The sequence below is a fragment of the Pseudoalteromonas sp. MMG007 genome (genome assembly GCF_018100985.1).
Lineage (GTDB): Bacteria > Pseudomonadota > Gammaproteobacteria > Enterobacterales > Alteromonadaceae > Pseudoalteromonas.
In genome coordinates this window covers 209,953-231,842 of sequence record NZ_JAGJEI010000004.1, presented here as the reverse complement: position 1 = coordinate 231,842, position 21,890 = coordinate 209,953, and the positions used below count along the sequence as shown (strand labels likewise).

The 21,890-nt window shown below is 39.5% G+C and carries 21 protein-coding genes; 14 read left to right on the top strand and 7 right to left on the bottom strand.

Going from position 1 to position 21,890, the window contains the following annotated elements:
* Positions 1–201: 201 nt before the first annotated feature.
* From hrpB to J8L71_RS18610, 3 genes are all read left to right on the top strand, one after another.
* On the top strand, positions 202–2,628 hold the full coding sequence (hrpB, locus tag J8L71_RS08015; RefSeq protein ID WP_211000071.1) for an ATP-dependent helicase HrpB: 2,427 nt from the start codon (positions 202–204) through the stop codon (positions 2,626–2,628).
* A 90-nt stretch (positions 2,629–2,718) separates the two neighbouring features.
* Positions 2,719–3,183: a nuclear transport factor 2 family protein gene (locus J8L71_RS08010; RefSeq protein WP_211000070.1), complete on the top strand. Its 465-nt coding sequence runs from the start codon at positions 2,719–2,721 to the stop codon at positions 3,181–3,183.
* Between the two features lie 161 nt (positions 3,184–3,344).
* Entirely contained in the window at positions 3,345–3,473 is a 129-nt protein-coding gene (locus J8L71_RS18610; protein ID WP_282098389.1) for a hypothetical protein, read from the top strand.
* A 140-nt stretch (positions 3,474–3,613) separates the two neighbouring features.
* Here J8L71_RS18610 and J8L71_RS08000 read toward each other — a convergent pair whose 3' ends face one another.
* Positions 3,614–3,829, bottom strand: a complete 216-nt coding sequence (locus tag J8L71_RS08000; RefSeq protein WP_058547298.1) for a hypothetical protein — start codon at positions 3,827–3,829, stop codon at positions 3,614–3,616.
* A gap of 166 nt (positions 3,830–3,995) precedes the next feature.
* On the opposite strand from J8L71_RS08000, the gene J8L71_RS07995 reads away from it, so the two are divergent.
* The 5 genes from J8L71_RS07995 to J8L71_RS07980 all read left to right on the top strand — a co-directional run bounded on the left by J8L71_RS07995 (position 3,996) and on the right by J8L71_RS07980 (position 9,231).
* Positions 3,996–5,903, top strand: a complete 1,908-nt coding sequence (locus J8L71_RS07995; protein ID WP_211000069.1) for a DUF1800 domain-containing protein — start codon at positions 3,996–3,998, stop codon at positions 5,901–5,903.
* Positions 5,904–5,912: 9 nt separating this feature from the next.
* Entirely contained in the window at positions 5,913–7,253 is a 1,341-nt protein-coding gene (locus tag J8L71_RS07990; protein WP_211000068.1) for a DUF1501 domain-containing protein, read from the top strand.
* A gap of 97 nt (positions 7,254–7,350) precedes the next feature.
* Positions 7,351–8,064 (top strand): DUF1499 domain-containing protein, encoded by a 714-nt coding sequence (locus tag J8L71_RS07985; RefSeq protein WP_211000067.1) that lies wholly within the window; start codon positions 7,351–7,353, stop codon positions 8,062–8,064.
* Between the two features lie 121 nt (positions 8,065–8,185).
* Complete coding sequence (locus tag J8L71_RS18510; RefSeq protein WP_247655238.1) at positions 8,186–8,560, top strand: alcohol dehydrogenase catalytic domain-containing protein; 375 nt, start codon at positions 8,186–8,188, stop codon at positions 8,558–8,560.
* Positions 8,449–9,231: an NAD(P)-dependent alcohol dehydrogenase gene (locus J8L71_RS07980; RefSeq protein WP_247655237.1), complete on the top strand. Its 783-nt coding sequence runs from the start codon at positions 8,449–8,451 to the stop codon at positions 9,229–9,231. Before J8L71_RS18510 ends, J8L71_RS07980 begins: the two co-directional genes overlap by 112 nt.
* Positions 9,232–9,303: 72 nt before the next feature.
* Here the strand turns inward: J8L71_RS07980 and J8L71_RS07975 are convergent, their stop codons facing one another.
* The gene (locus tag J8L71_RS07975) at positions 9,304–10,506 is read right to left on the bottom strand and encodes an MFS transporter (protein ID WP_211000066.1); all 1,203 of its coding nucleotides are present in this window, start codon (positions 10,504–10,506) and stop codon (positions 9,304–9,306) included.
* Between the two features lie 352 nt (positions 10,507–10,858).
* On the opposite strand from J8L71_RS07975, the gene J8L71_RS07970 reads away from it, so the two are divergent.
* From J8L71_RS07970 to J8L71_RS07960, 3 genes are all read left to right on the top strand, one after another.
* The gene (locus tag J8L71_RS07970) at positions 10,859–12,157 is read left to right on the top strand and encodes a PAS domain-containing methyl-accepting chemotaxis protein (RefSeq protein WP_211000065.1); all 1,299 of its coding nucleotides are present in this window, start codon (positions 10,859–10,861) and stop codon (positions 12,155–12,157) included.
* 89 nt (positions 12,158–12,246) lie between these two features.
* Positions 12,247–14,412: a TonB-dependent receptor gene (locus J8L71_RS07965; RefSeq protein ID WP_211000064.1), complete on the top strand. Its 2,166-nt coding sequence runs from the start codon at positions 12,247–12,249 to the stop codon at positions 14,410–14,412.
* 205 nt (positions 14,413–14,617) lie between these two features.
* Complete coding sequence (locus J8L71_RS07960) at positions 14,618–15,580, top strand: TDT family transporter (protein WP_211000063.1); 963 nt, start codon at positions 14,618–14,620, stop codon at positions 15,578–15,580.
* A 2-nt stretch (positions 15,581–15,582) separates the two neighbouring features.
* Here J8L71_RS07960 and J8L71_RS07955 read toward each other — a convergent pair whose 3' ends face one another.
* Complete coding sequence (locus tag J8L71_RS07955; RefSeq protein WP_211000098.1) at positions 15,583–15,741, bottom strand: DUF2986 domain-containing protein; 159 nt, start codon at positions 15,739–15,741, stop codon at positions 15,583–15,585.
* A gap of 176 nt (positions 15,742–15,917) precedes the next feature.
* Between J8L71_RS07955 and J8L71_RS07950 the strand changes: the two genes are divergently transcribed.
* A complete protein-coding gene (locus J8L71_RS07950; RefSeq protein ID WP_211000062.1) occupies positions 15,918–17,405 on the top strand; it encodes a dipeptidase in 1,488 nt (495 codons plus the stop codon).
* Between the two features lie 75 nt (positions 17,406–17,480).
* Here J8L71_RS07950 and J8L71_RS07945 read toward each other — a convergent pair whose 3' ends face one another.
* A complete protein-coding gene (locus tag J8L71_RS07945; protein WP_211000061.1) occupies positions 17,481–18,266 on the bottom strand; it encodes a putative porin in 786 nt (261 codons plus the stop codon).
* A 258-nt stretch (positions 18,267–18,524) separates the two neighbouring features.
* Between J8L71_RS07945 and J8L71_RS07940 the strand changes: the two genes are divergently transcribed.
* The gene (locus tag J8L71_RS07940; protein ID WP_211000060.1) at positions 18,525–18,704 is read left to right on the top strand and encodes a 2TM domain-containing protein; all 180 of its coding nucleotides are present in this window, start codon (positions 18,525–18,527) and stop codon (positions 18,702–18,704) included.
* A gap of 69 nt (positions 18,705–18,773) precedes the next feature.
* Here the strand turns inward: J8L71_RS07940 and J8L71_RS07935 are convergent, their stop codons facing one another.
* From J8L71_RS07935 to J8L71_RS07925, 3 genes are all read right to left on the bottom strand, one after another.
* The gene (locus J8L71_RS07935) at positions 18,774–19,211 is read right to left on the bottom strand and encodes an OsmC family protein (protein ID WP_211000097.1); all 438 of its coding nucleotides are present in this window, start codon (positions 19,209–19,211) and stop codon (positions 18,774–18,776) included.
* 173 nt (positions 19,212–19,384) lie between these two features.
* The gene (locus J8L71_RS07930) at positions 19,385–19,522 is read right to left on the bottom strand and encodes a DUF2256 domain-containing protein (protein ID WP_138540660.1); all 138 of its coding nucleotides are present in this window, start codon (positions 19,520–19,522) and stop codon (positions 19,385–19,387) included.
* On the bottom strand, positions 19,512–21,026 hold the full coding sequence (locus tag J8L71_RS07925; protein WP_211000059.1) for a deoxyribodipyrimidine photo-lyase: 1,515 nt from the start codon (positions 21,024–21,026) through the stop codon (positions 19,512–19,514). Before J8L71_RS07925 ends, J8L71_RS07930 begins: the two co-directional genes overlap by 11 nt.
* Positions 21,027–21,215: 189 nt before the next feature.
* On the opposite strand from J8L71_RS07925, the gene J8L71_RS07920 reads away from it, so the two are divergent.
* The gene (locus J8L71_RS07920; RefSeq protein ID WP_211000058.1) at positions 21,216–21,821 is read left to right on the top strand and encodes a flavin reductase family protein; all 606 of its coding nucleotides are present in this window, start codon (positions 21,216–21,218) and stop codon (positions 21,819–21,821) included.
* Positions 21,822–21,890: the final 69 nt, after the last annotated feature.

Here is a 21,890-nt window from a genome sequence, read left to right as displayed (position 1 = left end):
TTTTATTTTATGTTTATAGTCAGCAGCTTATATTTTTAAGAGGGGCGTTATCTATATTTCAATAAGTACATCCTTAAAAAATGTACAGAGCAGCCTGTAATTATTGCTGATTATAAATACGCGTAAACTCACTAGCTTTTGCGACGCGTTTATTTTTGGTTTTTGTTACAATGCCCACAAAGCAATTTTGGGTAAATAGCAGTGCTGCCGGTTCAAAACATATATCAACAACTTGTAACTACATTACAAAGTAATCATATAACGTTATTACAAGCACCACCTGGTGCAGGTAAGTCAACATGGTTACCGCTAGAGCTTATGCGCGACGGCCATTTTAAACGTATTGTAATGCTGGAGCCGCGCCGCTTAGCTGCACGTAATATTGCCAATTACCTAGCGCAGTGCCAAAACGAGAATGTGGGGCAAAGTGTAGGCCTTCGTGTACGCGGTGAGAGTAAAGTAAGTAGCAACACACGCCTTGAAATAGTGACTGAGGGCATGCTTACTCGCATGCTACAAAACGATCCAGAACTTAGCGATATTGACTTACTGATATTTGATGAGTTTCATGAGCGCTCAATTGCAGCCGATACCTCACTGGCCTTTGCTTTAGAGACCCAAAGTGCACTGCGTGACGATTTAACTATACTGCTTATGTCGGCGACCCTTGATACCGAGCGCTATACACAATTTTTTGACTGCCCAGTTATTCAATCAAGTGGGCGCAGTTACCCCATAGACGAAGTATACATACCCATAAAAGATGAAAGCCGTTGGCTTGATGCTATTCCCGCTTTAATAAAACAAGCACTAAACGAGCAAAGCGGCAGTGCGCTGGTGTTCTTGCCTGGGCAATTTGAAATATCACGCGTACAACAGGCCCTTAATGATTTGCCAAGTAATTGCCTAGTTGCCACGTTATTTGGCGAGCAAGATAAAGCCAATCAGCAAGCGGCGATTGCTCCTGCGCCTGAGGGTATGCGCAAAGTTGTGCTTACCACCAATGTAGCTGAAACCAGCTTAACTATTGAAGGCATACGTATTGTTATTGATAGCGGTAAACGCCGCACGGCCAGTTATAACTTAAAAACAGGTGTAACGGAGCTTACAGCACAAAGTATATCGCGCGCCTCTGCCGTGCAGCGTGCAGGGCGAGCAGGGCGAATAGAGCAAGGTGTGGTGTACAGGCTTGGTTCAAAACAAACCTTTGAGCGACGCAATAGCCACGATAACCCCGAAATACTCACCTCGGACATAAGCCAACTTATGCTTGAAGCAAAACAGTGGGGTGCAAATATTAGCGAACTCACCTTGCTTGATAAGCCAACGGCTCAGCAATGCACACAAGCAATGAGCTTACTAACTATGCTTGAAGCCATCGATGGCAAAGGCAAACTAACAAAGTTAGGCATTAACATGCTGGGTTTTGGGGCGGATATACGCTTAGCGCATATGCTTTTAAAAGCGCAGGCGCTTGAGACAAAGCTCCCTGGTATTTATCGCTTAGCACTTTATTTAGTGGCGCTGCTTGAGAGCAGAATAAACAGCGCCAACGAGCTAAGCTTAGCGTTACACAGCCAGCAGCAAAGACCACACCCAGTATTTAAACAGCAGTTAAAATACTGGCAAAGCCGCTTAAAAGTAACCGACAGTAACAGCGAACTAAACACCGAGTATTTAGGTTTGCTGGTGGCATTAGCTTACCCCGATCGCATCGCAAAAAAACGTGGTAATGGCTACTTACTTGCTAATGGTGCGGGTGCTGATTTAAATACTGATTACTGGCATAACGATGACTACCTGGCTATTGCTACCATGGGTGGCCATAAAGGCGCACGTATATTTGCAGCTACAGCGCTTAGCCCATTTGAGCTACAAGATTACTTACCGCATTTGTTTACTACGCTCACTCGTTGTGAGTTTGACGAAAAAACCGCGCGCTTTATTCATCAAGACGAAGTAAAGCTCGGCGCTATTACGCTTACAAGCCAGGCGAGTAAACAAAAGCTAGATAAAAGCGAGCGTGCCAAAGCGTGGCTTAATTTATTTACTAAACACGGCTTTGCATTATTTAATGAACAGCCCGATGCACAACAATTATTAATACGCATGAGTTTAGCCAGTCAGTTTATGCCTGATAAATTCCCAACTATTAGCGAGCAACACCTTATACAAATAGCTGAAGATTGGTTAGGCGTGTACTTACAAGATATAAAAACACTCGATCAGCTTAAAAAGTTTAACTACTTTGAAGCGCTGCAAAATTGTTTTGACTGGCCACAGCAAACAGCACTAAAAACATTGTTACCGCTTAGATTAACGGTACCTAGTGGCTCAAATATAAAAATTAATTATCAGCTAGATGGCCCCGCAAAGTTAAGCGTGCGCATGCAAGAAGTGTATGGTTTAACCAGTACGCCTATGCTTGCCAACGGTAAGCTGCCACTGCTTATGGAATTACTATCGCCAGGTAAGCGCTCATTACAACTTACTCAAGATCTTGCGCACTTTTGGGCAAGCAGTTATCGCGATGTGCAAAAGGAAATGAAAGGTCGCTACCCTAAACATTTTTGGCCAGACGATCCGGCCAACAGCGTGGCAACCAATAGAGTAAAAAGCAAAATGTAGGTTTATTAATTTAAAAGTATTTGTTTTATTTTTGAACTTATAAATGTAGTGTACCTATAAATAAATACTTTTAACTACAAGGAAGAAGTGATGAAACTACTTTTTACATTAGCTTTGCTATTAGTGACTCCCTTTTCGGTTTATGCTGAAAAGTCACTGGACTTAAAAATGTTCGCACAGCATTACTACACTACAATGACCGCCACGCAAGCCCCTAATGCAGGAGCTAAAGAGCTTGAAACCTACCTTGCTTTATTAACAGACGATGTAGGCAGCCAGCATATACCGTATCAACTGGACGACTCACGTACTCCTGATGGTAAAAAGCAGATGCGCAAAGGCATGAGTTTTTATTTAGGCGCGCATACCCTGTATGAAAGTGAGCTACTCAATACCTTTATATTTAACGATAGCGGTTTTGCGATTCGTTATAAAAACCACGCTAAAGGCATTCACCCACAAAGCAAACAGCCAATAGAGTACACCTCAGTAATGATGGAAGTAATAGAGATGGAAAACGGTAAAGTGGCGATGATCCGCAAGTATCACGAATAATAAATAAGGATATATATGAAATATTTACTTATCGCATTATCAATATTAATGCTTAGTGCGTGCGTTAGCACAAAAAATGACTTTAGATTTGATGGCTCCACACCTGAGTCTACCCAAACGGGGGTTACTAAGGTATTAAAAAACTGAAACCTAAAGATTCTATGATTTTTATTGGGTCATTAATTGCTATTCAGTTTTCTGATGTGCAAAGCGCAGAAGATGTTGTTGGCGACCCAACTATGACTAATGAAATAAACTATTTTATTATCGGTAAAAAATTGATGGCCTAAATTATTACGAAGTACTTGATTTAGCTAAACGCTCACAAAATACATTTAGTATTGTTGAGGCTCAGTAGGCTTAAAATGTGCGCCGATATTGTGACCTCATTGGCGCTATATAGATAATACTTAATAACTCACTTTATTAGTTAAACCTCTTTACCATCGTGTTGCTCGGCTAAATCATCAAGCTCGGCAGAGGTGTAATCAAACCCACTTTCATCATACTCATAAGTTACTTTTACACTGTCGCCGCCGTTAAATAAGCGTGTTTTAACATCGCTTATGGGCCAGTCTTTTAGTACATGCACGAATCTGTTAGCAACTTGTGAAGATTCAAAACGGTAACGAATTTCTGTTTTCATAAATAATAAGGCTCTGGCTATAACCCCAAGCAAACAGCTTTGTTAATGGGGGGTTCATGATTCGGTTACAAAAAATAAAAGGTTAAATTGTAAATTTTGTGTTTCAATAATTGCAATAAACTCGGTACAGCTTAATGTGCTGTAATTAACAAATAACGACGACTTTATGCATTATAAAATTTCTTTAATCGCAAGCTCAATATTTATACTTAGTGCTTGCGGTGATTCAGGCTCAGATGATACGCCAACCATTAACGGAAATAAAATCCCTATTTTATCAGTCGCTAATATACCTACCGAAATAGCCAAAGGGCAAACCATTGAACTAACTGCAACTGCCAGCGATAAAGACGGCACTATAAGCAGTGTTGTGTGGCAGCAAACCTCAGGTACTGTATTACTTAATAAGCCAATAGAGGCTACAAGCGCAACAATCACTCTGGCACCAGCATTAAGTTATAAACCAATTGATTATGCATTTAGTGTGACTGCCACAGATAACGAAGGGGCTACAAGCTCTCAGATTGTTTCTTTTACGGCACGTAATAGTATGGACGATCACAGTGCCGCAAGGTTGTTACACCAAGCAAGTATGGGGCCTACCTACACTGAGATACAAAGTGCACGTGGTTTGAGCGAGCAACAATGGCTTGATAACCAAATTGCACAGCCAATTAATTACCACAGTGAATACTTAATAAAAGTAGATGACGACGATGACTTCAAATACATAAGCCGTATTGATGCGTGGTGGAAAGCTGTATTACAAAGTGATGATCAGCTTCGCCAACGGGTCGCGTTTGCGCTCAGTGAAATACTTGTGGTGTCGGATGAAAATAGCGATTTACGAGCACATCCGCAAGGGATGATAGGTTACTACGATTTATTGCTTAAGCATGCCTTTGGTAACTACCGTGACTTACTTGAGGATGTAACGCTTTCACCCATAATGGGCACTTATCTAAGCCATTTAGGTAACGAAAAAGCGGATGAAACTCTTAATATTCGCCCTGATGAAAACTACGCACGCGAAGTAATGCAGCTATTTACGATTGGGCTTGAAGAGTTAAATCTAGATGGCAGTGCTAAGCTTGATGCTAGTGGCAATACCATAGCAACGTATGGGCAAAGACAAATAGAAGGTTTTGCCCGTGTGTTTACAGGTTGGACATTTGCAGACAGCGGAACCTTTAAACGTAAAAGTTACGATTACTTAAGCCCAATGCAAGCGTTTGATGAGTACCACTCAAGCTTGCAAAAAACATTATTGAATAACGAAGTAATACCACAAGGTTACACCGCTAAAGAGTCTTTAGCTATCGCGATCGATAACTTATTTTATCATCAAAATGTCGCTCCGTTTATTTCTAAACAGCTTATTCAACGGCTGATTACTTCAAATCCTACACCGCAATACGTAGAGCGTGTAGCACATGTATTTAATGATAATGGCGCGGGAGTACGTGGTGATCTAGCCGCAGTGGTAAAAGCGATTTATTTGGATGATGAAGCACGCCATTTTGGCTCGGTGCTGAGCTATCAAGGTAAAATTAAAGAGCCACTTTTAAAAACGGTACAATTTTGGCGTAACCTAAATGCAAAATCGCAAGAAGGTGTTTATAAAACCTGGAATTTAATTGACAGTTATGGGCAAGGACCCATGCAGTCGGCTTCTGTGTTTAATTTTTTTCGACCTGATTATCAAACGGCTTCTTTGCGTAATAGCGCTTTAGTGGCACCGGAACTACAAATTGCTAACGACGCCACCTTAATTGGTACCATGAACGCACTATATTCAAGTTTAGTATGGAGTACAGCTGAAGCGCACACAAACCTTAACCCTTCAGGTATTTATGTATACGTGCAAAATGATATGGATTACTTGGCTCAAAATGGCATCAATGCACTTTTAGACAGGTACAACACCTTATATTTTGCAGGCAATATGAGTACCGAGACCAAGCAAGCTTTAAATGATTTAGATGCATATTTTGATGAAGACCAATACCGAGAGCGGGTATCGTATTTATTATACATGATTGCAATTTCACCTGAATTTAACGTGCAGTATTAGGAGCGCATAATGAGCGTTAATAGAAGAGATTTTTTGTCATTATGTTTAAAAGGCAGTGTGTCAGCTGCGGCTTTAACAAGCCTACAATTACAAGCATTAACAGGTGCTACCAATGCTGTTGAGCTAGGCGATTATAAAGCGCTAGTGTGTGTGTATTTGTATGGTGGGAATGACTCATTGAATATGCTGGTACCGCTTGAGGCAGAGCAACGTAACTTGTATGAGCAAAGCAGACAAAACCTAGCAGTAACAAGCCCCATAGAGCTTAGCATTAAAAATCAATTTGCTGGTGGAGTGGGTATTCATCCATCGCTAGCGCCTATTCAAAGTGTGTTTGAGTCTCAAAATTTAGCCTTTATAGGTGGAGTAGGGACTTTGTTAGCACCAACATCGTTAAATGACTACAAAAATAAAGCGGTGCCATTGCCTCTGCATTTATTTTCGCATAATGACCAGCAAGCATCGTGGATGTATGGCCGTGAAAAGGCATCTTTAAACAGTGGCTGGGGAGCGCGTTTACTTGAACGCTTAGCCGTACATGATGAGTTTGCTGCTAATATTTCACTTGATGGTACTAACCTGTGGCAAACAGGAGCTAGCACTAGCGCATTTGCATTAAATAAAAGTGGTATAAGTACTATAAATGCTTTTGGTGGATACCAGCCTCGTACTGAGCATGTAACGAATATAATGAACCGCATACTAGGTAACACCAACCATGTGTTAGGCAGCGCTTACGCAGATGGTTTAAACAGCGCGATTAACAACACGCAAAGTATGAATAATGCGTTAGAAGATGCACCAGCGCTTATTACCTCATTTAGCGAAACAAGTTTTAGTGAGCAACTTGCAGCGGTGGCTAAAACAATCAGTGTTCAAGCTAAATTAAGCACACAACGCCAAGTGTTTTTTGTGTCTATGAGCGGGTTTGACACGCATGATAATCAGTTAACAACGCACCCAGCACTATTAAACACATTGGCTAATGGTTTAGCTGAATTTAATAATGCAATGACTGAGCTTGGTATGAGCGATAAGGTAACCACGTTTACTATGTCGGATTTTGGTCGTACGCTCACTTCAAACGGAGATGGTACAGACCATGGTTGGGCTGGTAATCAAATAGTGATGGGCGGGGCTGTAAAAGGGCAAAATATTTACGGCGACTTACTCACTCAACAACTTGATGGCCCACAAGACACGGGTGGTGGGCGTTTAATACCGCAAGTTGCAAACGAGCAATACTTTGCAACGTTAGCGCAGTGGTTTGGCGTTCCAAGCTCTGAGCTTGTTGATATATTTCCTAATTTAAGTAACTTTAATAACACAACGTTGGACTTTTTTGTGTAATTGGTCGCTAATAGTAATCTAAACGCAGTGCTTGGCGGTATAGTGTACTCGTTAGGTTATTTAAAATAAAAATTACACACAGTAAAGGAATCTTAAAATGAAAGTTTTAGTGAGTTTAGTAAGCTTAATTGCGTTTTTGTTAGTTATATTACCAGGGCCTTTATATAAATTTGGCCTTGTTGAACTTGGCACTGCCTTTACCGGTTTTAGGTTTGGTGTGTACGCGGGTGGTGCGGCATTAGTGCTGCTAATAGTACAAGCTATCTTTATGCGTAAAACGTTAACGCTAAGCAGTGGTTTAATTGCTTTTGTATTTTCTGCCGTCGCCATTGCAATGCCGCTTAATATGATGAATAAAGCTAAAAGTGTTCCTGCAATTCATGATATTTCGACAGACCTGGTTAATCCACCAAAGTTTGTAGCAATTGCTCCACTTAGAGCCGATGCGTCTAACCCTGTCGCTTATGCCGGTGAAGAAACGGCAGCTCAACAACGTAAAGCCTACCCTGAGCTTAAAACATTAAGCTATGCACAATCAAAAACTGATTTGCTGGCTGTCAGTGAGCAAGCAGTTAAAAACTTAGGTTTTGCTTTGGTTAATACAAACTCGGCAACGGGTATTGTAGAAGCCACCGACACAACTACTTGGTTTGGGTTCAAAGATGATGTGGTTATTCGTATTACAGATGATGCTAATCAGCGTTTTGTCGATATTCGTAGTAAATCGCGTGTTGGACGTAGTGATTTAGGTAAAAATGCACAGCGCATCCATGCAATCATTGACGAAATAAATACTTTACTCGAAAAATAAAATAGCAGAGCGTATATAAATCAAAGCCCAACATTGTTGGGCTTTTTTTTGGTCAGTTTAAATTCACAGCTTGTACGTTAACGTGAACTCGACTTAAATTTTTATAAACTATGGAGTTATTATGAAAACAGTAGGATATGCAGCAAAAAGCCAAGGTTCTGAACTTACAGAGTTTGCGTTTGAGCGCCGCGATTTACGCAATAACGATGTAGAAATTGAAATTTTATACTGCGGTGTGTGCCATTCAGATTTACATGCTGTGCGAAATGATTGGGGCGGTGTTGAATACCCGCTCGTACCTGGCCATGAAATTGTTGGTAAAGTTAAGTCGGTTGGTAGCGACGTAAAAAATATAAGCAAGGTGATACAGTTGGTGTGGGCTGCATGGTTGATTCATGCAAAAGTTGCGATCAGTGCGACAACAACGAAGAGCAATTTTGCCGAGAGGGCATGGTTGGCACTTACGCAGGTAAAGATAGAGAAACCGGCGAAATGACCCAAGGCGGTTATTCTAAAAGTGTGGTTGTACGCGAAGAGTTTGTACTTTCAATTCCTGAAAATTTAGATCTTTCGCGTGTGGCCCCCTTACTATGTGCAGGTATTACTACGTATTCTCCACTTCATAAGTGGGGCGTTAAAAAGGGCAGCCGTGTTGCTGTTGTAGGGCTTGGTGGCTTAGGGCACATGGCGGTTAAAAATGCCGTAGCGATGGGAGCAATTGTTACTGTTGTTGGGCGTAGCGAATCTAAAAAAGAGGATGCCGTTAAACTGGGTGCCCAACATTACTTAGTGTCAACAAACGATGATGAAATGAAAAAGTCGCTGTCGGCATTTGATGTAATCATTGATACAGTGCCTGTGAAGCACGACCTATCAATTTATACACCGCTATTAGACATTGACGGCGCTTTAATTATTGTTGGCCAAGTGGGGCCTGTTGATGAGTTAAATACTGTGCCTTTATTAATGGGGCGTCGCCAAGTGGCAGGCTCACTTATAGGCGGTATAGCAGAAACACAGCAAATGCTTGATTTTTGTGGTGAGAATAACGTGCTACCAGAGTGTGAAATGATCAACATAGACGAAATTAATTCAGCGTACGAACGTATGGAAAAATCAGATGTGCGTTATCGATTTGGCATTGATATGGAATCACTCAGTGCATAATGCGCAACTATAAAAAGAGCCGCTACTTAGCGGCTCTTTTTGTATTTGGGAGTGTCTTATTTTGAAATGTGTTTAGCACGTTTGTGCTACTTGCTGCTTTTTATTTAACTGTATGTAGCTTAATAACCACATAAAAAACCCACCAATAAATAAAATTGCCGCAACATAGCCTGTTTGATTTGGTGCTGCACCTTGAGCAATCGCTATACCGCCAACCCAAGGGCCAATCGCATTGGCTATATTAAATGCACATTGCACCAGTGCACCAATCATTGCGTGGCCATCAGGTGATACATCCATTAATAAAGACTGGATAAGCGTTGCTAAGCCTACACTACAGCCAATAAAAAATACTACTGCATAAAGCATCCATATATTATGGCTTGCACTAACGTAGGCAAAAGCAAATACAATAGTACAAACAAGGGCAAAGCCCGTGGTTTTAATTGCTGATTTATCAGCGGCTTTACCTAATACGTAATTACCGAGTGTACAGCCAATACCAAACATTACCATCGCGATAGATATAGTATAAGGCGCTGTTTTAGTTACATCTAAAATAGTGTCGGCAATATAAGTGTATATACAAAAAACACCGCCAAAACCAATAATAACAATACCTAAAATTGACCAAACAAGTTTGTTTTTTAGCACGCCAAACTCGTTTAATAAGTTAGAAGGCTTAGCGTTATCAATATTAGGTACCACTTTATAAACAAAAATAAAGGCGATAAATGCTAAAACAGCAGCACCTGCTAAACAGTAACGCCAGCTAAGGTTTTGCCCAACTAAGGTAACAATAGGCACGCCGACTATTGTTGCGATTGTTAACCCCATAAATACTTTAGACATAAAGCTGGCTCGTTTGCCTTGAGGTGCAATATCAGACGCTAGCAATATAGCTGCACCAAAGTAAGCGCCATGGGGTAAGCCACTTAAAAATCTAAAAATAACTAATTGTTCTAAAGAGGTCGCAAGGGCGCTTAAACCGTTAGATATGCACATTAAGCTTAAAAATATTAGCAGTGCTTTGCGTTTGCGCATATTGGCTGTAGTTAGCATTAAAATCGGGGCACCTATAACAACACCAATAGCGTAGGCACTAATAGCATAACCAGTTTGTGAAGGTGTGGAGCCAAACGTTTCGCTAATTAATGGCAGCATTGGCATCATTGAGAATTCTGATAAGCCTAAAATAAAAGTGCCTAATGCTAATACCACTAAAATAGCAGTTCGGTTTAGTCCGTTTGGCGTCGACGCGATATCTGCGCTCATGAAAGATCCCTTAAGGTTTTAATTTTAAAATAGAACAGCGCTGCAAATCTTAAATAGAGGGCTGAGTATTAACTTAAATTGTGGTGTGAGAGTAGATGTTAAGTGAGAGGGGTATTTTAATTTAAAATGAGTATTGAGTCATGCATAAAGTTAATGGTTTTACAGGGTTTTTTAAATGTTAATTAGAATAAATAACTTTTAAAAAAGCTAAAAGCAAAAAAACTATTTATAAAGCATGAAGCTATAAGATCTTAAAATATTAGGTTATCATCTATTTTAGGCCTATATTTACAGTGTAGCTACATTTCAATATCACATTATTACTTTTAAATTTACTCCTTAAGGTTTTTACATGTTTGGTATTTCTATAAAAAACGCAAAAATTGAAGAGCTGGAGCTTCAATTAATTCAAAAGCAATCGATCTTGTCAGCGATTAACAAGCACGTTGCTTATATTGAATTTTCACCTGAAGGAATAATTTTAGACGCTAATAAACTGTTTTTAGAGACTATTGGTTATAGTAAAGAGCAGATAATAGGCGAGCATCACAAAATATTTTGTGAACCTGAATATGCAAACTCTAAAGAATACAGTCTATTTTGGCACAACTTACAACAAGGTAAATCTACTTGCGGTTCTTTTTTACGCTTTAAAGCCAACGGGGATAAGCTTTGGTTAGAAGCTACATATTTTCCTGTGGAAGAAAATGGCATTGTTACTAAGGTTATAAAAATAGCCTCAGACATTACAACGAGCTATTTACAAAGGCAGGCGCAGGAGGCGATAGCAAAGGCACTTGATAAAGCTTTAGCAACCATAGAGTTTACTCCAGAAGGGAATATTATAAGCGCCAATCAAAACTTCTTATCTACAATTGGTTACAGCCTAAAGGATATTGTTGGGCGGCACCATAAGATGTTTTGTACCTCATTATTTTATGAGAAAAATCCACAATTTTGGAATGAGCTAGCACAAGGCCAGTTTAAGTCTGGTAAGTTTAAGCGCATTACCTCTAATGGCTCAGAAATTTGGTTAGAAGCGACCTATAACCCCATATTAGATAGTAAAGGCAATGTTGTTAAAATCATTAAATTTGCATCTGATATAACCGCTCGTATAAACGACAATACCGCAGTAAGCGATGCCGCAGCAATTGCACACGAGTCGGCTGTGGCTACGGTAGAAACAGCTAAGCAAGGCTCTGAAATACTACAAAGCGCCATTACTAACTCAGATGCAATTGTAAGCCAAGTGCTTAAGTCGGTCGATTTAATTAAAAACCTAAATGAGCAATCAGCCGTTATTGGTTCGATTGTATCGACCATTAGCAGTATTGCCGATCAAACCAATTTATTAGCGCTTAATGCCGCCATTGAAGCGGCTCGCGCAGGTGAGTATGGCAGAGGTTTTGCTGTGGTTGCAGACGAAGTAAGGCAGCTTGCAGCAAGTACAAGTAAATCGACTAACGAAATTGCGACCGTGGTTAAAAACAACCAAGAACTAACAAACGATATTTCTAAGCAAATTACCTCAGTGTCAGACTCGTCTGAACAAGGTAGAGAATTAATATCTAATGTGTCTGAGGTGATTAAAGAAATTGAACGCGGTGCAGATGTGGTTTCGCAAACTGTAGCACAGCTTAATAGCTAATTACTTAATAAAGTGCGACATTATGTCGCGCTTTACATAAACTCCCTCGTTATATAATTATGCCAATTATTACAGTGGCATAACCTCCTATGACTTATAAAAGTAAACCAAATAAAATATTTTTACTTTCTCCTTTAACAATAATTATTAGCGGCTTTATATCGTCAGTTGCTGTTGCCGATGATAACGACTTAGAAGTAATTGAAGTGCACGGGCATGCACAAAATAAGCACTTAGCACTTGGTTCGTCAGAATCGTTATTAAGTGACTTAGGTGTGGATTTTTCCGCTGCGGGTGGGGTGTCTAACTTACCTATTTTAAATGGTTTAATGGGCGATAGAGTAAAAGTACTTGTTGATGGCGCCGATGTAACAGCGGCGTGCGCTAATCATATGAATCCGCCTCTTTCTTATATATCTGCAAATCAAATAACGTCTTACAACGTAGTAGCTGGTGTTTCACCAGTAAGCGCGGGGGGCGATAATATAGCAGGTGTGATTAGTGTTAACTCGATTGCACCACAATACAGTGAAAGTAGTGATTTAGCGTGGCACTCAGGTTATGTATCTGCTAAGTACAGCAGTGTGGATAATGGACGTAAGCTTGGCGCAGGAGCACGCTTAGCAAGCGACACGTTTAGCCTTAATTACCAAGGGTCTTTTAGTGATGCTGATAGTTACGAGGATGGAAATGGCAATGTTGTGCTTGATACATTATACCGAGCACAAAATCACAGCTTAACGGGTGCCATACGCGATGAAAAACAGCAATTAGTTATAAAACTAACACATCAAAAAATTCCGTACCAAGGATTTGCAAATCAGTATATGGATATGACCGATAACACCAGTTACGGTGCGATTGCTCAATACAAACGCTCTTTTGATAATAGCGAATTTGAAGGGCAGTTTAATTGGCACAGTGTAAAGCACGAAATGGGTTTTTTTAGCCAAGAAAAAACAGGCATGATGCCAATGAAAACCGATGCACAAGATATAAGCACACAGCTTAATTGGCGCATTAATCTAGATAAAAATAGCACATTACTGCTTGGTCAAGAATACTATAACTACCGCATTGATGATTGGTGGCCGGCTATTGAAGGCTCAACAATGATGGGGCCAAATGATTATGTAAATATAAATAACGGCAAACGAGAGCGCATAGCTGCATTTGCTGAATACGAGAGCCAAATAAATACAAAACTGTGGTTAAACGCAGGCGTACGTATTGAAAGTGTTAATACCCAAGTAGGAAAAGTTCAATCTTATAACGACGGTATGAGCGTGATGGATATGGGCGATATGAGCGACATGGGTAGTATGGAAAGTATGACCATGAGCGATACGTCTACAGATAATACTGTTGCTGCACAGAACTTTAATGTTGGCGACAGAGATAAAATCGACACTGTAATTGACGCTAATTTATTAATTAACTACCAAATAACAAATTATGATGAGCTACAATTTGGCCTTGCCCGTAAAAACCGCGCCCCTAATTTATATGAGCGATACAGTTGGGGTGTAAGTACCATGGCAACCACTATGATTGGTTGGTACGGCGATGGTAATGGTTATATTGGTAACCCTGATTTAGATGTTGAAACAGCGCATACAATAAGTGCTACTTATATTAAATCGGCAAAAGATGATCGTTGGCGGTTAAGTACCAATGTTTGGTATACCGATGTGAGTGATTATATTGATGCTGATAGTGTAAGAAGCTTTAATAGTTATGACTTGGACAATACAGCGCGTAACATTTTTCAGTTTACTAATGTAGATGCGATTTTGTACGGTGCAAAAATAGATTTATCAGCCAACATTTATGAATCTAAGCAACTAGGTAACTGGCAGTTACACGCTAATGTTACTAATACGAGAGGCAAGCGCGACGATACTAACCAGCCGCTTTATCAAATTAAACCACAGCAAACTCAGCTAGGTATTAGCCAGCAAGTAGGTCGATTTGAAAACGCGTTGTCTTGGCAGTGGGTCGATACTAAAAGCCGTGTAGATAATAATCGTTTTGAAAACCAAACAGACAGCTACAGCTTGGTTAATTTAAGCTCTAAAGCCACATGGGATTCATTAACGCTAAGCGCAGAAGTGAGTAACGTGTTTGATGAGTTCTACCAACTTCCACTAGGGGGCGTAAGTATTGCAGCACTTAAACAAGATAGCAGCAACGGGTTTGAACAACTTGCAGGGCAGGGTCGTTCATTTAATGTAAGCGTTAGTTACGCGTTTTAACTAAACTAAATTTTAAAATAAAGTAAAAGCCATAGCCATAGCCATGTTATGGCTTTTTTGCGTGCTTAAATAATTAAGCTGAAAACTTTTTTTTATGAAATATTTGTATGTAAAAAGCGTTCTATTAAATACGTTTGTATTAATTTTGCAGCGTTATTTTAAGGTAATGCAGTAAATGTTCATTACCCAGTGATTAGGAAGCTCAGTGTTTAAGCAATTTAAAAACAAGGTGATGGGTGCGCCAACAGCCATGAGCGGTTTAGCTTTAGCTATTGCTAGTATGGGGTGGACATGGGAAAACGTTTTTAACTTAAATAATCACGGGCAATTTTTAGGAGCGGTACTCGCTGGCTTATTAGTTTTACTTTTGGCTGCTAAGTTTTTACTACACCCTCATTTATTGAAAGCCGATTTAGCACACCCAGTTGCAGGGAGTGTGATCCCTACATTTGCAATGGCTAATCTTGTTATTTCAAACTCAGTTGGGCAATTTAACCCATTAGCTGGCGACATTATGTGGGTTTTAGCTTTGGTGCTGCATCTCATATTTTTGGTGAGTTTTTTATACCAGCGAGCAAAAAAGTTTAATTTTGAAGATATGGCGCCCAGTTGGTTTGTGCCACCTGTAGGGATAATTATTGCAGATGTTACTTTTTCGGGAAATCCAACATTAGCGTGGTTAGCTTATAGTGCGTTAGTTATTGGTATATCAACGTACGCTATAATGCTGCCAATTATGTTTTATCGTTTTTTGTTAGCGTTAAAAAGTGACTACGAAATACAACCAACACTTGCCATTTTAGCAGCACCAGCTAGCTTAACGTTAGCGGGGTATTTTCATATTGTAGCTAACCCATCATTCTTTATAGTGGGCGTATTATTTATATTGGCGATAACAAAAACACTGATTGTTTATGTGTTATTTATAAAGTTATTACGCAGACCTTTTACGGCTAGCTACGCCGCTTTTACGTTTCCAATGGTTATTGGAGCAACTGCATTATTTAAAATGAAAGATTGGATGCAAAGTACAAACTTCACAATGCCATATATTGATACAGTTAATTATTTAGCTACGTTTGAACTTACAGTTGCCACGGCAGTAGTCGCATATGTGAGTACTCGGTACTTTTGCCACTTTAAATTATCAAAGCAACAGGTAACGTAAAGCTACTCTTGGATTACCTGTGGTTCATTATTTTCTTGTTCAGCTAGTTTTTCGCGCTCAGCTTTTGACACATAAGCTGGTTTGCCGCTTTTATGTAATTTGGCATTAGCGCGTTTATCTTTCTTTTGAAATTTAGTGACGATTTTTTTACGACGATTCACAGCTAAAACCTTTAAGCTAAATAAATTTAAGTCGCGCATTATACTGCTATCTACACCAAACCCGCTATATAAATATTTTACGCTAATAAGTTGTGAGTCCGTCGCAAAGCATTGTTTGCAATACTGTGTGGGCGTTATAATTAAAGCTCTTAGTTATTAATGAAATAGGATCAGTTTTGAAAAAGTTAGCTTTAGTCAGTGCTCTTTTATTTGCGTTTAGCACGCATGCACAGTTACATGAAAATATTGATAGTGTTGCCGATTACGCTGTAAACACCTACCAAAATGCGCAAGTACATACGCTAACTAACTTAGTTGCCTTTCCTACAGTAAATAAAGATTCAATACCTGCACCACAAAACCCAGACTTTATTAACTTTAAATCTGTATTAAAAATGAAAGCCGCAGAGTTGGGGTTCGATTACCAAGATCTTGGCTACACTGTGCTTATTGGCATGGGTAAACAAACAGACAAAGTAACAGTCGTTACCCACGGTGATGTACAACCAGCTAATGCGAATAAGTGGAAGCAAAGCCCATTTATTATTGATACCTCAGAGCCTGGAAAATTAGTTGGGCGCGGTACCGAAGACGACAAAGGCGCCATAGCCACTGCGCTTTACGCTATGAAAGCGATTAAAGATAAAGGCATAGAGCTTGATAACCGCATAGAGCTGATGATTTACCTAGCTGAGGAGTCTGACTGGGGCCCATTGACCGAGTTTATGAAAACTTACGATCAACCAAAGTATGCCGTAACCATTGATGCATCATACCCAGTAGTTGTTGCCGAAAAAGGCTGGAGCTTAATTGCACCTACATTTAGCGCTACTTCAAAACAAACTGGTGTATATGTAAGCGATGTTGCTGGTGGGGCGTTTAAAAGCCAAATACCAGAAGATGCAAGCTTAGTACTGCACAATGCAAGCGAGAGCTTAGTTGATTCATTAAAAGCTAAAGCTAAAACACTTAGTGACGTTGAGTTTAGTTTTAAAGAGCAAGGTGAAGGCTTAAAAATAACTGTAAAAGGAATGTCTGCGCATTCATCAGAGCCAGAGTCGGGCGTTAATGCTATTGCACACCTAAGCGAGTTATTTAAAGACGTCGCACTTGAAAATAATAGCGATGGCCAGCTTATAAAATTTGTAAACCAGTTAATTGGCTTAGATATTCATGGTAAGCAATTTGGCAATATTGCCTACGAGCATAAATTTATGGGCCCAATGACAGTAGCACCTACTGTGATCGAACGTGATGGTAACGCATTAACATTAGCTATTAACGCGCGCCGCCCAGTAGGCAAGGATGAAGATGTACTTAAACAACAAATAAATAGCGCTATTAAGGAATGGGAAACGGTAAATAACGTAATGCTTAGTAAAGTAGATACGGTTATTGGTACACCTATGCTGTTAGATAACGCGCCGCACGCGCAAAAGCTACTCGATATATTTAAGCATTTTACCGGCGACAAAAAAGCTGACTTTGTATCAATTGGCGGCGGTACTAACGCAAAACTATTTGATAATGCCGTGTCATTTGGCCCTTCAATGCCAGGTAAACGTTATACAGGCCATTCAGAACATGAATTTATCACGCTTGAGCAATTAGAGCTTAATTTACGCATGTATACCGCAATGATGATAGAGCTAGGTAATATGTAAGCTATAGATATTTTTAATATAAAAGCCGCCTTGTTTAACTGAAGTGACTCCAACAAGGCGGCTTTTTTGTATTTATTAAAACTGAGCTACAAAACTAAGATTGTATATATCGTAGTCATTGTTATCTGTGTAATTAGCGCTGAAATAGTAGCTATCGTTAATAAAGTATTTACCCTCAATAACCAAATCAGAGTCATTTAAACCAACGCCGACCGCGACATGTTTATTAAAGTAATAATTTGCCAGCACATTTAAAAGAGGGTCATCGCCAGCATCTAGGTAATCAATATTTATAGTAAAGTAGCTATCATCGTAAAGATGGGCAAAGTAACGTGATGATAAGTCCCACGAGTCTATTTCATCATCAGTTTCAACCGTAAAGCCAATGTAATCGGTGTCATTAATTTGATGATTATATTGCGCTTTAAATAGATAAACCGTATCACCATATTCATAATCTACCATGCGTGCAGATACCTTTAACGAATCAGCAAATAAGTAACCTAAACCAACTGAGTAGGTATCATTATCGCCAACATTAGGCAGCTCTACGGTTGCAAAAGTATTACCGTAAAAGCCTTCTCCAAATATTCCTTTTTGGCTATAACCATCTGAATTAAAGTAATTTAAGCCTATGTTACTATCTGTATCTAGGTAGCCATAATCATCCCACACGCCAGAGCTTTGTTGTTCTTCAAAATAATAATGAGTAGATAATCCGTACACATTATCGCTGTAATAGCGTGAATCAATTTTTGCGTAGTTAATTGTATTAAACCATTGCTTTGACGCTGATTGTTCAGCGTTTACTGATGCTGCACAGCTAAGTGCAAGCAAAGAGAGTGGCATTAAAAATCGCATAAGTATCCTTTCTTAAAAAGTTAATTAGTTGTATCCAGAAAGGGTATTATAGTGAAGGGGCTTTAAAATGCATTTAAATAAATGTAAGCAACTGTATGTTTTTATGAGTATTTGTAGGAGGGGGTAAATCTACCGTTAGTGCCTTTTTAAACATGACTGACATTCGTGACAAGTGTCATATTAACTGATGACAAATAACACCTCCAAAGCTTAAAAATTAAGGCAATAATGACCTTACATTTTTAGAGGAGAGTAAACATGAGTACATCAACATTTTTCGAGAACCTAAAACGTTACTTAGCTGTATTAGTATTTTTTACGGTAATTAATTTAATTACATCGCCAAATAATTTATGGGTAGTTTGGCCCGCGTTGGGTATGGGGATTGCGCTACTTAAAGATATGTTAGATTTAACCACTTCAAAAAGGTGTGGGTAGTGCATAGTAAGCCAAGTAATAATTTACTTGGCTTAAGCTTCTTAATTTTAGGATTTAAGTATTAGCGGTCTATGAGGCGCTTTCGAGCGTTGCATCAAGTGATATTTCGGTATTGAGCAGCTTTGAGATAGGGCACTCTTTTTTAGTTTGCTCACACAATGCCTGAAATTGCTCGTTAGCAATATCTTTAATACGTGCGTTTACTTCAAGTGCTATGTGCGTCACTGCAAAGCCATCATCTACTTCATCAAGGCTCACTGTGGCTTTGGTATCAATTTTATCGGCTGTAAAGCCAGCATCACCTAATGCAAGTGACAACGCCATACTAAAACAGGCACTGTGCGCCGCACCTACTAACTCCTCAGGGTTTGACCCAGGCTCATCTTCAAAGCGGGTATTAAAGCCATACGGTTGTTTATCAAGTGCGCCACTTTGTGTAGAAATACTGCCTTTACCTGTTTTAATATCACCAGACCACGTTGAGTTTGCCGTTTTTTTAATCGTCATCATCTTCTCCTTGCTATGAATGTAAACTTTTCAGACCTAATGAGCGTTATTTACATAAAAGCTTGAGTAAGGCCCTGTAAAGCAAAGTTAGCAGTAACGCTGCAAAATAAGCGCCAGTTAGTAAACACTGATGTGGAGGAGTGATGAAATCTAATTTTAAAGATAAATAGGCGCTAATTTTTATTACGTTTACAGCGCTCTGAGCAGTAAATAACGTTATCCCAATCGCGTTGCCATTTTTTACGCCATGCAAATGGCTTATTACAAACAGGGCATATTTTTTGTGGCAGATGTAATTTTTTATGCGCCATGCTGATGACTCTTAGTTTTTTGTTTTACTGTGCGAGTAAGCCCCACGTGTCTTTTTAATATATTAGGAATAGCGCGCCTAACGTCTGCTCGCTCGCGGTATTGCCATAAGCGTTCGCGTGCTTGCTTTGAAGCATCGGTCAAATCAAGCATGGGTTCTGGGTAATCTTCTCCTAATCTAAAGTCGTTAAATAATGCTTCCATTGGTGTTTGTTGCCAAGGCTCGTGTAAATATTCTATTGGTAGTTTTTCAAGTTCGGGGCACCACTTTTTAATAAAGGCGCCGGTGGGATCTTGATCTTCAGATTGCTTAATCGGGTTGTAATGCCTAATAGTATTAATACCCGTAACAGAGGCCTGCATTTGTATTTGCGGGTAGTGGATACCAGGTTCAAAGTCTAAAAAGTAATTTGCCAGCGGTAAACTTGCCTGCTGCCAACTGATATTTAAATGATGTGTTACAAAGCTTACAAGCATAGCGCGCATTCTAAAGTTGATATAACCGGTTGCTTTTAAGCAGCGCATGCAAGCGTCAATAATGGGGATACCCGTTTGGCCTTGTGCCCAGCGCTCAATATCGCGTTCTACATGCTCATCGGTACGATACGGAAATACATGATAACCCGGGTTTAATGCTTTAAATTCCATCGTGCATTCGCTCTCAAACTTTTGCATAAAATGGCAATGCCAATGCAAGCGCGATACAAATGCAGCAAGTGGGCGTTTCCAGCCTTTTTTATTGGGGTGTTTTGAATAGTATTCATCAATAGCCTTTTGGTACACCTGTTTAAGGCTTATATTACCCCACGCTAAATAAGGCGAAAGCCTAGAGCAATGAGTACGGCTTAAACTTGGGCTAGATATTCCTTTTTGATACCCCTTGCCGCGCTCTGCAAAAAAACTGTGTAATACACTATGGGCGTGTAATGGCCCGCCTATTTGAAAGTTGTCATTTTCTCGCGTATAGCTTTTTGGCAGCTCTGGAGTGACATAGTTATTGAGCGCAACGGTATTTATGTTTTTCCAATTAGGGGTTGCGAGGTCAGCTTGCATTGTTTGTTGCCAACGTTCGTTCCAATGACTGCGATTTTTTTTGCCACGAATAACAGCGCCCGTTTGTGACTCAAACCAGTTAATATTTTGTGTTTGACACCAATGGCTAACTAACTTATCTCGATCAAAGGTGTTATTTAGGCCAATTTCTTGATGGCTAAATATATTTTCTATACGGTATTGTGAGTTTAAGGTGCTCAATAGCTCAAGCATGTCTTGGTTAAAAACATAAAGGGTGGCATTAAAGCGCTTAAGCTGCGTATTTATTTCCATTATAGATTGATAAACAAATCGCCAATGTCGCTCGTTATAATGCGGATCTGCAAGCATGAGTGGCTCAAAATTATAGAGTAGTAATGTGGGTAAACCATTACTAAATGCATTTTTAAGTGGCTGATGATCGCTAAGGCGTAAATCGCGTTTAAACCACACTATGTTTATTTTTTTAGGCATGTATTTGTTTATAACTTTAAATAATAAAATTAACTCATTACTAATTTAGGTTTGCTAGGTTTATAACTTATGCTGTGGTTAAATTAGTCTAAGTTTTAACATTAATAATTAAACCAGCGCGAGTTTGTAAGTACCTATACGTAAGATATTAAAATTACGATTTAGCTTTAAATATTAAAAAGGAAAAATATGTTTTTAGATTTAACTAAAAATAAAGATTTGAATGTGTACTCATACCTAGTGGGAGGGATTAGTCCTCGTCCTATTGCATGGGTAAGTACATTAAATGAAGATGGAGTAGCAAATGTTGCGCCATATTCTTTTTTTACTGTAGCGAGCTGTAACCCGCCAGTACTGAGTGTTACGCAGGTAAACCCTCGAGATAAAGCAATCAAAGATACTTTAGCGAATGTATTAGCTACTAAAGAGTGTGTAGTTAATATTGTAAGCCATTCTCAGGTTGAAAAAATGAATCAAAGCTGCGCAAACTACGCCAGTGATGTGAGTGAATTTGATGCGGCTAATATTACTAAAGTAGCGAGTGAAATGGTTGCTGCCCCTGGGGTTGCCGATTCAAAAGTACGCTATGAATGTAAGCTTAGAGAAGTGATTACTTTTTCAAACGCACCCGGTGGTGGGCAAATGATACTGTTAGATATTGTCGGTATTTGCGTTGAAGATGAAACATTTGTTGATGGTTATATAGATCCTACTAATTTAGATTCAGTAGGGCGCATGGGCGGAGATTACTACGCAACCACAAGGGATAAATTTGCTGTAAAACGTCCATCATAGTGTGGGCGTTTAATCTTTCATAATTCGTGCACATTGTTTGCACTTTTACTTGTTAACTTTATTTTATTA

Coding starts and splice junctions, on each gene's coding strand:
- J8L71_RS07945 (WP_211000061.1), bottom strand. CDS start 18,266: ATGCGATTTTTAATGCCACTCTCTTTGCTTGCACTTAGCTGTGCAGCA.
- J8L71_RS08010 (WP_211000070.1), top strand. CDS start 2,719: ATGAAACTACTTTTTACATTAGCTTTGCTATTAGTGACTCCCTTTTCG.
- J8L71_RS07935 (WP_211000097.1), bottom strand. CDS start 19,211: ATGACGATTAAAAAAACGGCAAACTCAACGTGGTCTGGTGATATTAAA.
- J8L71_RS07925 (WP_211000059.1), bottom strand. CDS start 21,026: ATGCCTAAAAAAATAAACATAGTGTGGTTTAAACGCGATTTACGCCTT.
- J8L71_RS07965 (WP_211000064.1), top strand. CDS start 12,247: ATGACTTATAAAAGTAAACCAAATAAAATATTTTTACTTTCTCCTTTA.
- J8L71_RS07970 (WP_211000065.1), top strand. CDS start 10,859: ATGTTTGGTATTTCTATAAAAAACGCAAAAATTGAAGAGCTGGAGCTT.
- J8L71_RS18510 (WP_247655238.1), top strand. CDS start 8,186: ATGAAAACAGTAGGATATGCAGCAAAAAGCCAAGGTTCTGAACTTACA.
- J8L71_RS07930 (WP_138540660.1), bottom strand. CDS start 19,522: ATGGCGCATAAAAAATTACATCTGCCACAAAAAATATGCCCTGTTTGT.
- J8L71_RS07990 (WP_211000068.1), top strand. CDS start 5,913: ATGAGCGTTAATAGAAGAGATTTTTTGTCATTATGTTTAAAAGGCAGT.
- J8L71_RS07975 (WP_211000066.1), bottom strand. CDS start 10,506: ATGAGCGCAGATATCGCGTCGACGCCAAACGGACTAAACCGAACTGCT.
- J8L71_RS18610 (WP_282098389.1), top strand. CDS start 3,345: ATGATTTTTATTGGGTCATTAATTGCTATTCAGTTTTCTGATGTGCAA.
- J8L71_RS07995 (WP_211000069.1), top strand. CDS start 3,996: ATGCATTATAAAATTTCTTTAATCGCAAGCTCAATATTTATACTTAGT.
- J8L71_RS07940 (WP_211000060.1), top strand. CDS start 18,525: ATGAGTACATCAACATTTTTCGAGAACCTAAAACGTTACTTAGCTGTA.
- J8L71_RS07920 (WP_211000058.1), top strand. CDS start 21,216: ATGTTTTTAGATTTAACTAAAAATAAAGATTTGAATGTGTACTCATAC.
- J8L71_RS07980 (WP_247655237.1), top strand. CDS start 8,449: ATGGTTGATTCATGCAAAAGTTGCGATCAGTGCGACAACAACGAAGAG.
- J8L71_RS08000 (WP_058547298.1), bottom strand. CDS start 3,829: ATGAAAACAGAAATTCGTTACCGTTTTGAATCTTCACAAGTTGCTAAC.
- J8L71_RS07985 (WP_211000067.1), top strand. CDS start 7,351: ATGAAAGTTTTAGTGAGTTTAGTAAGCTTAATTGCGTTTTTGTTAGTT.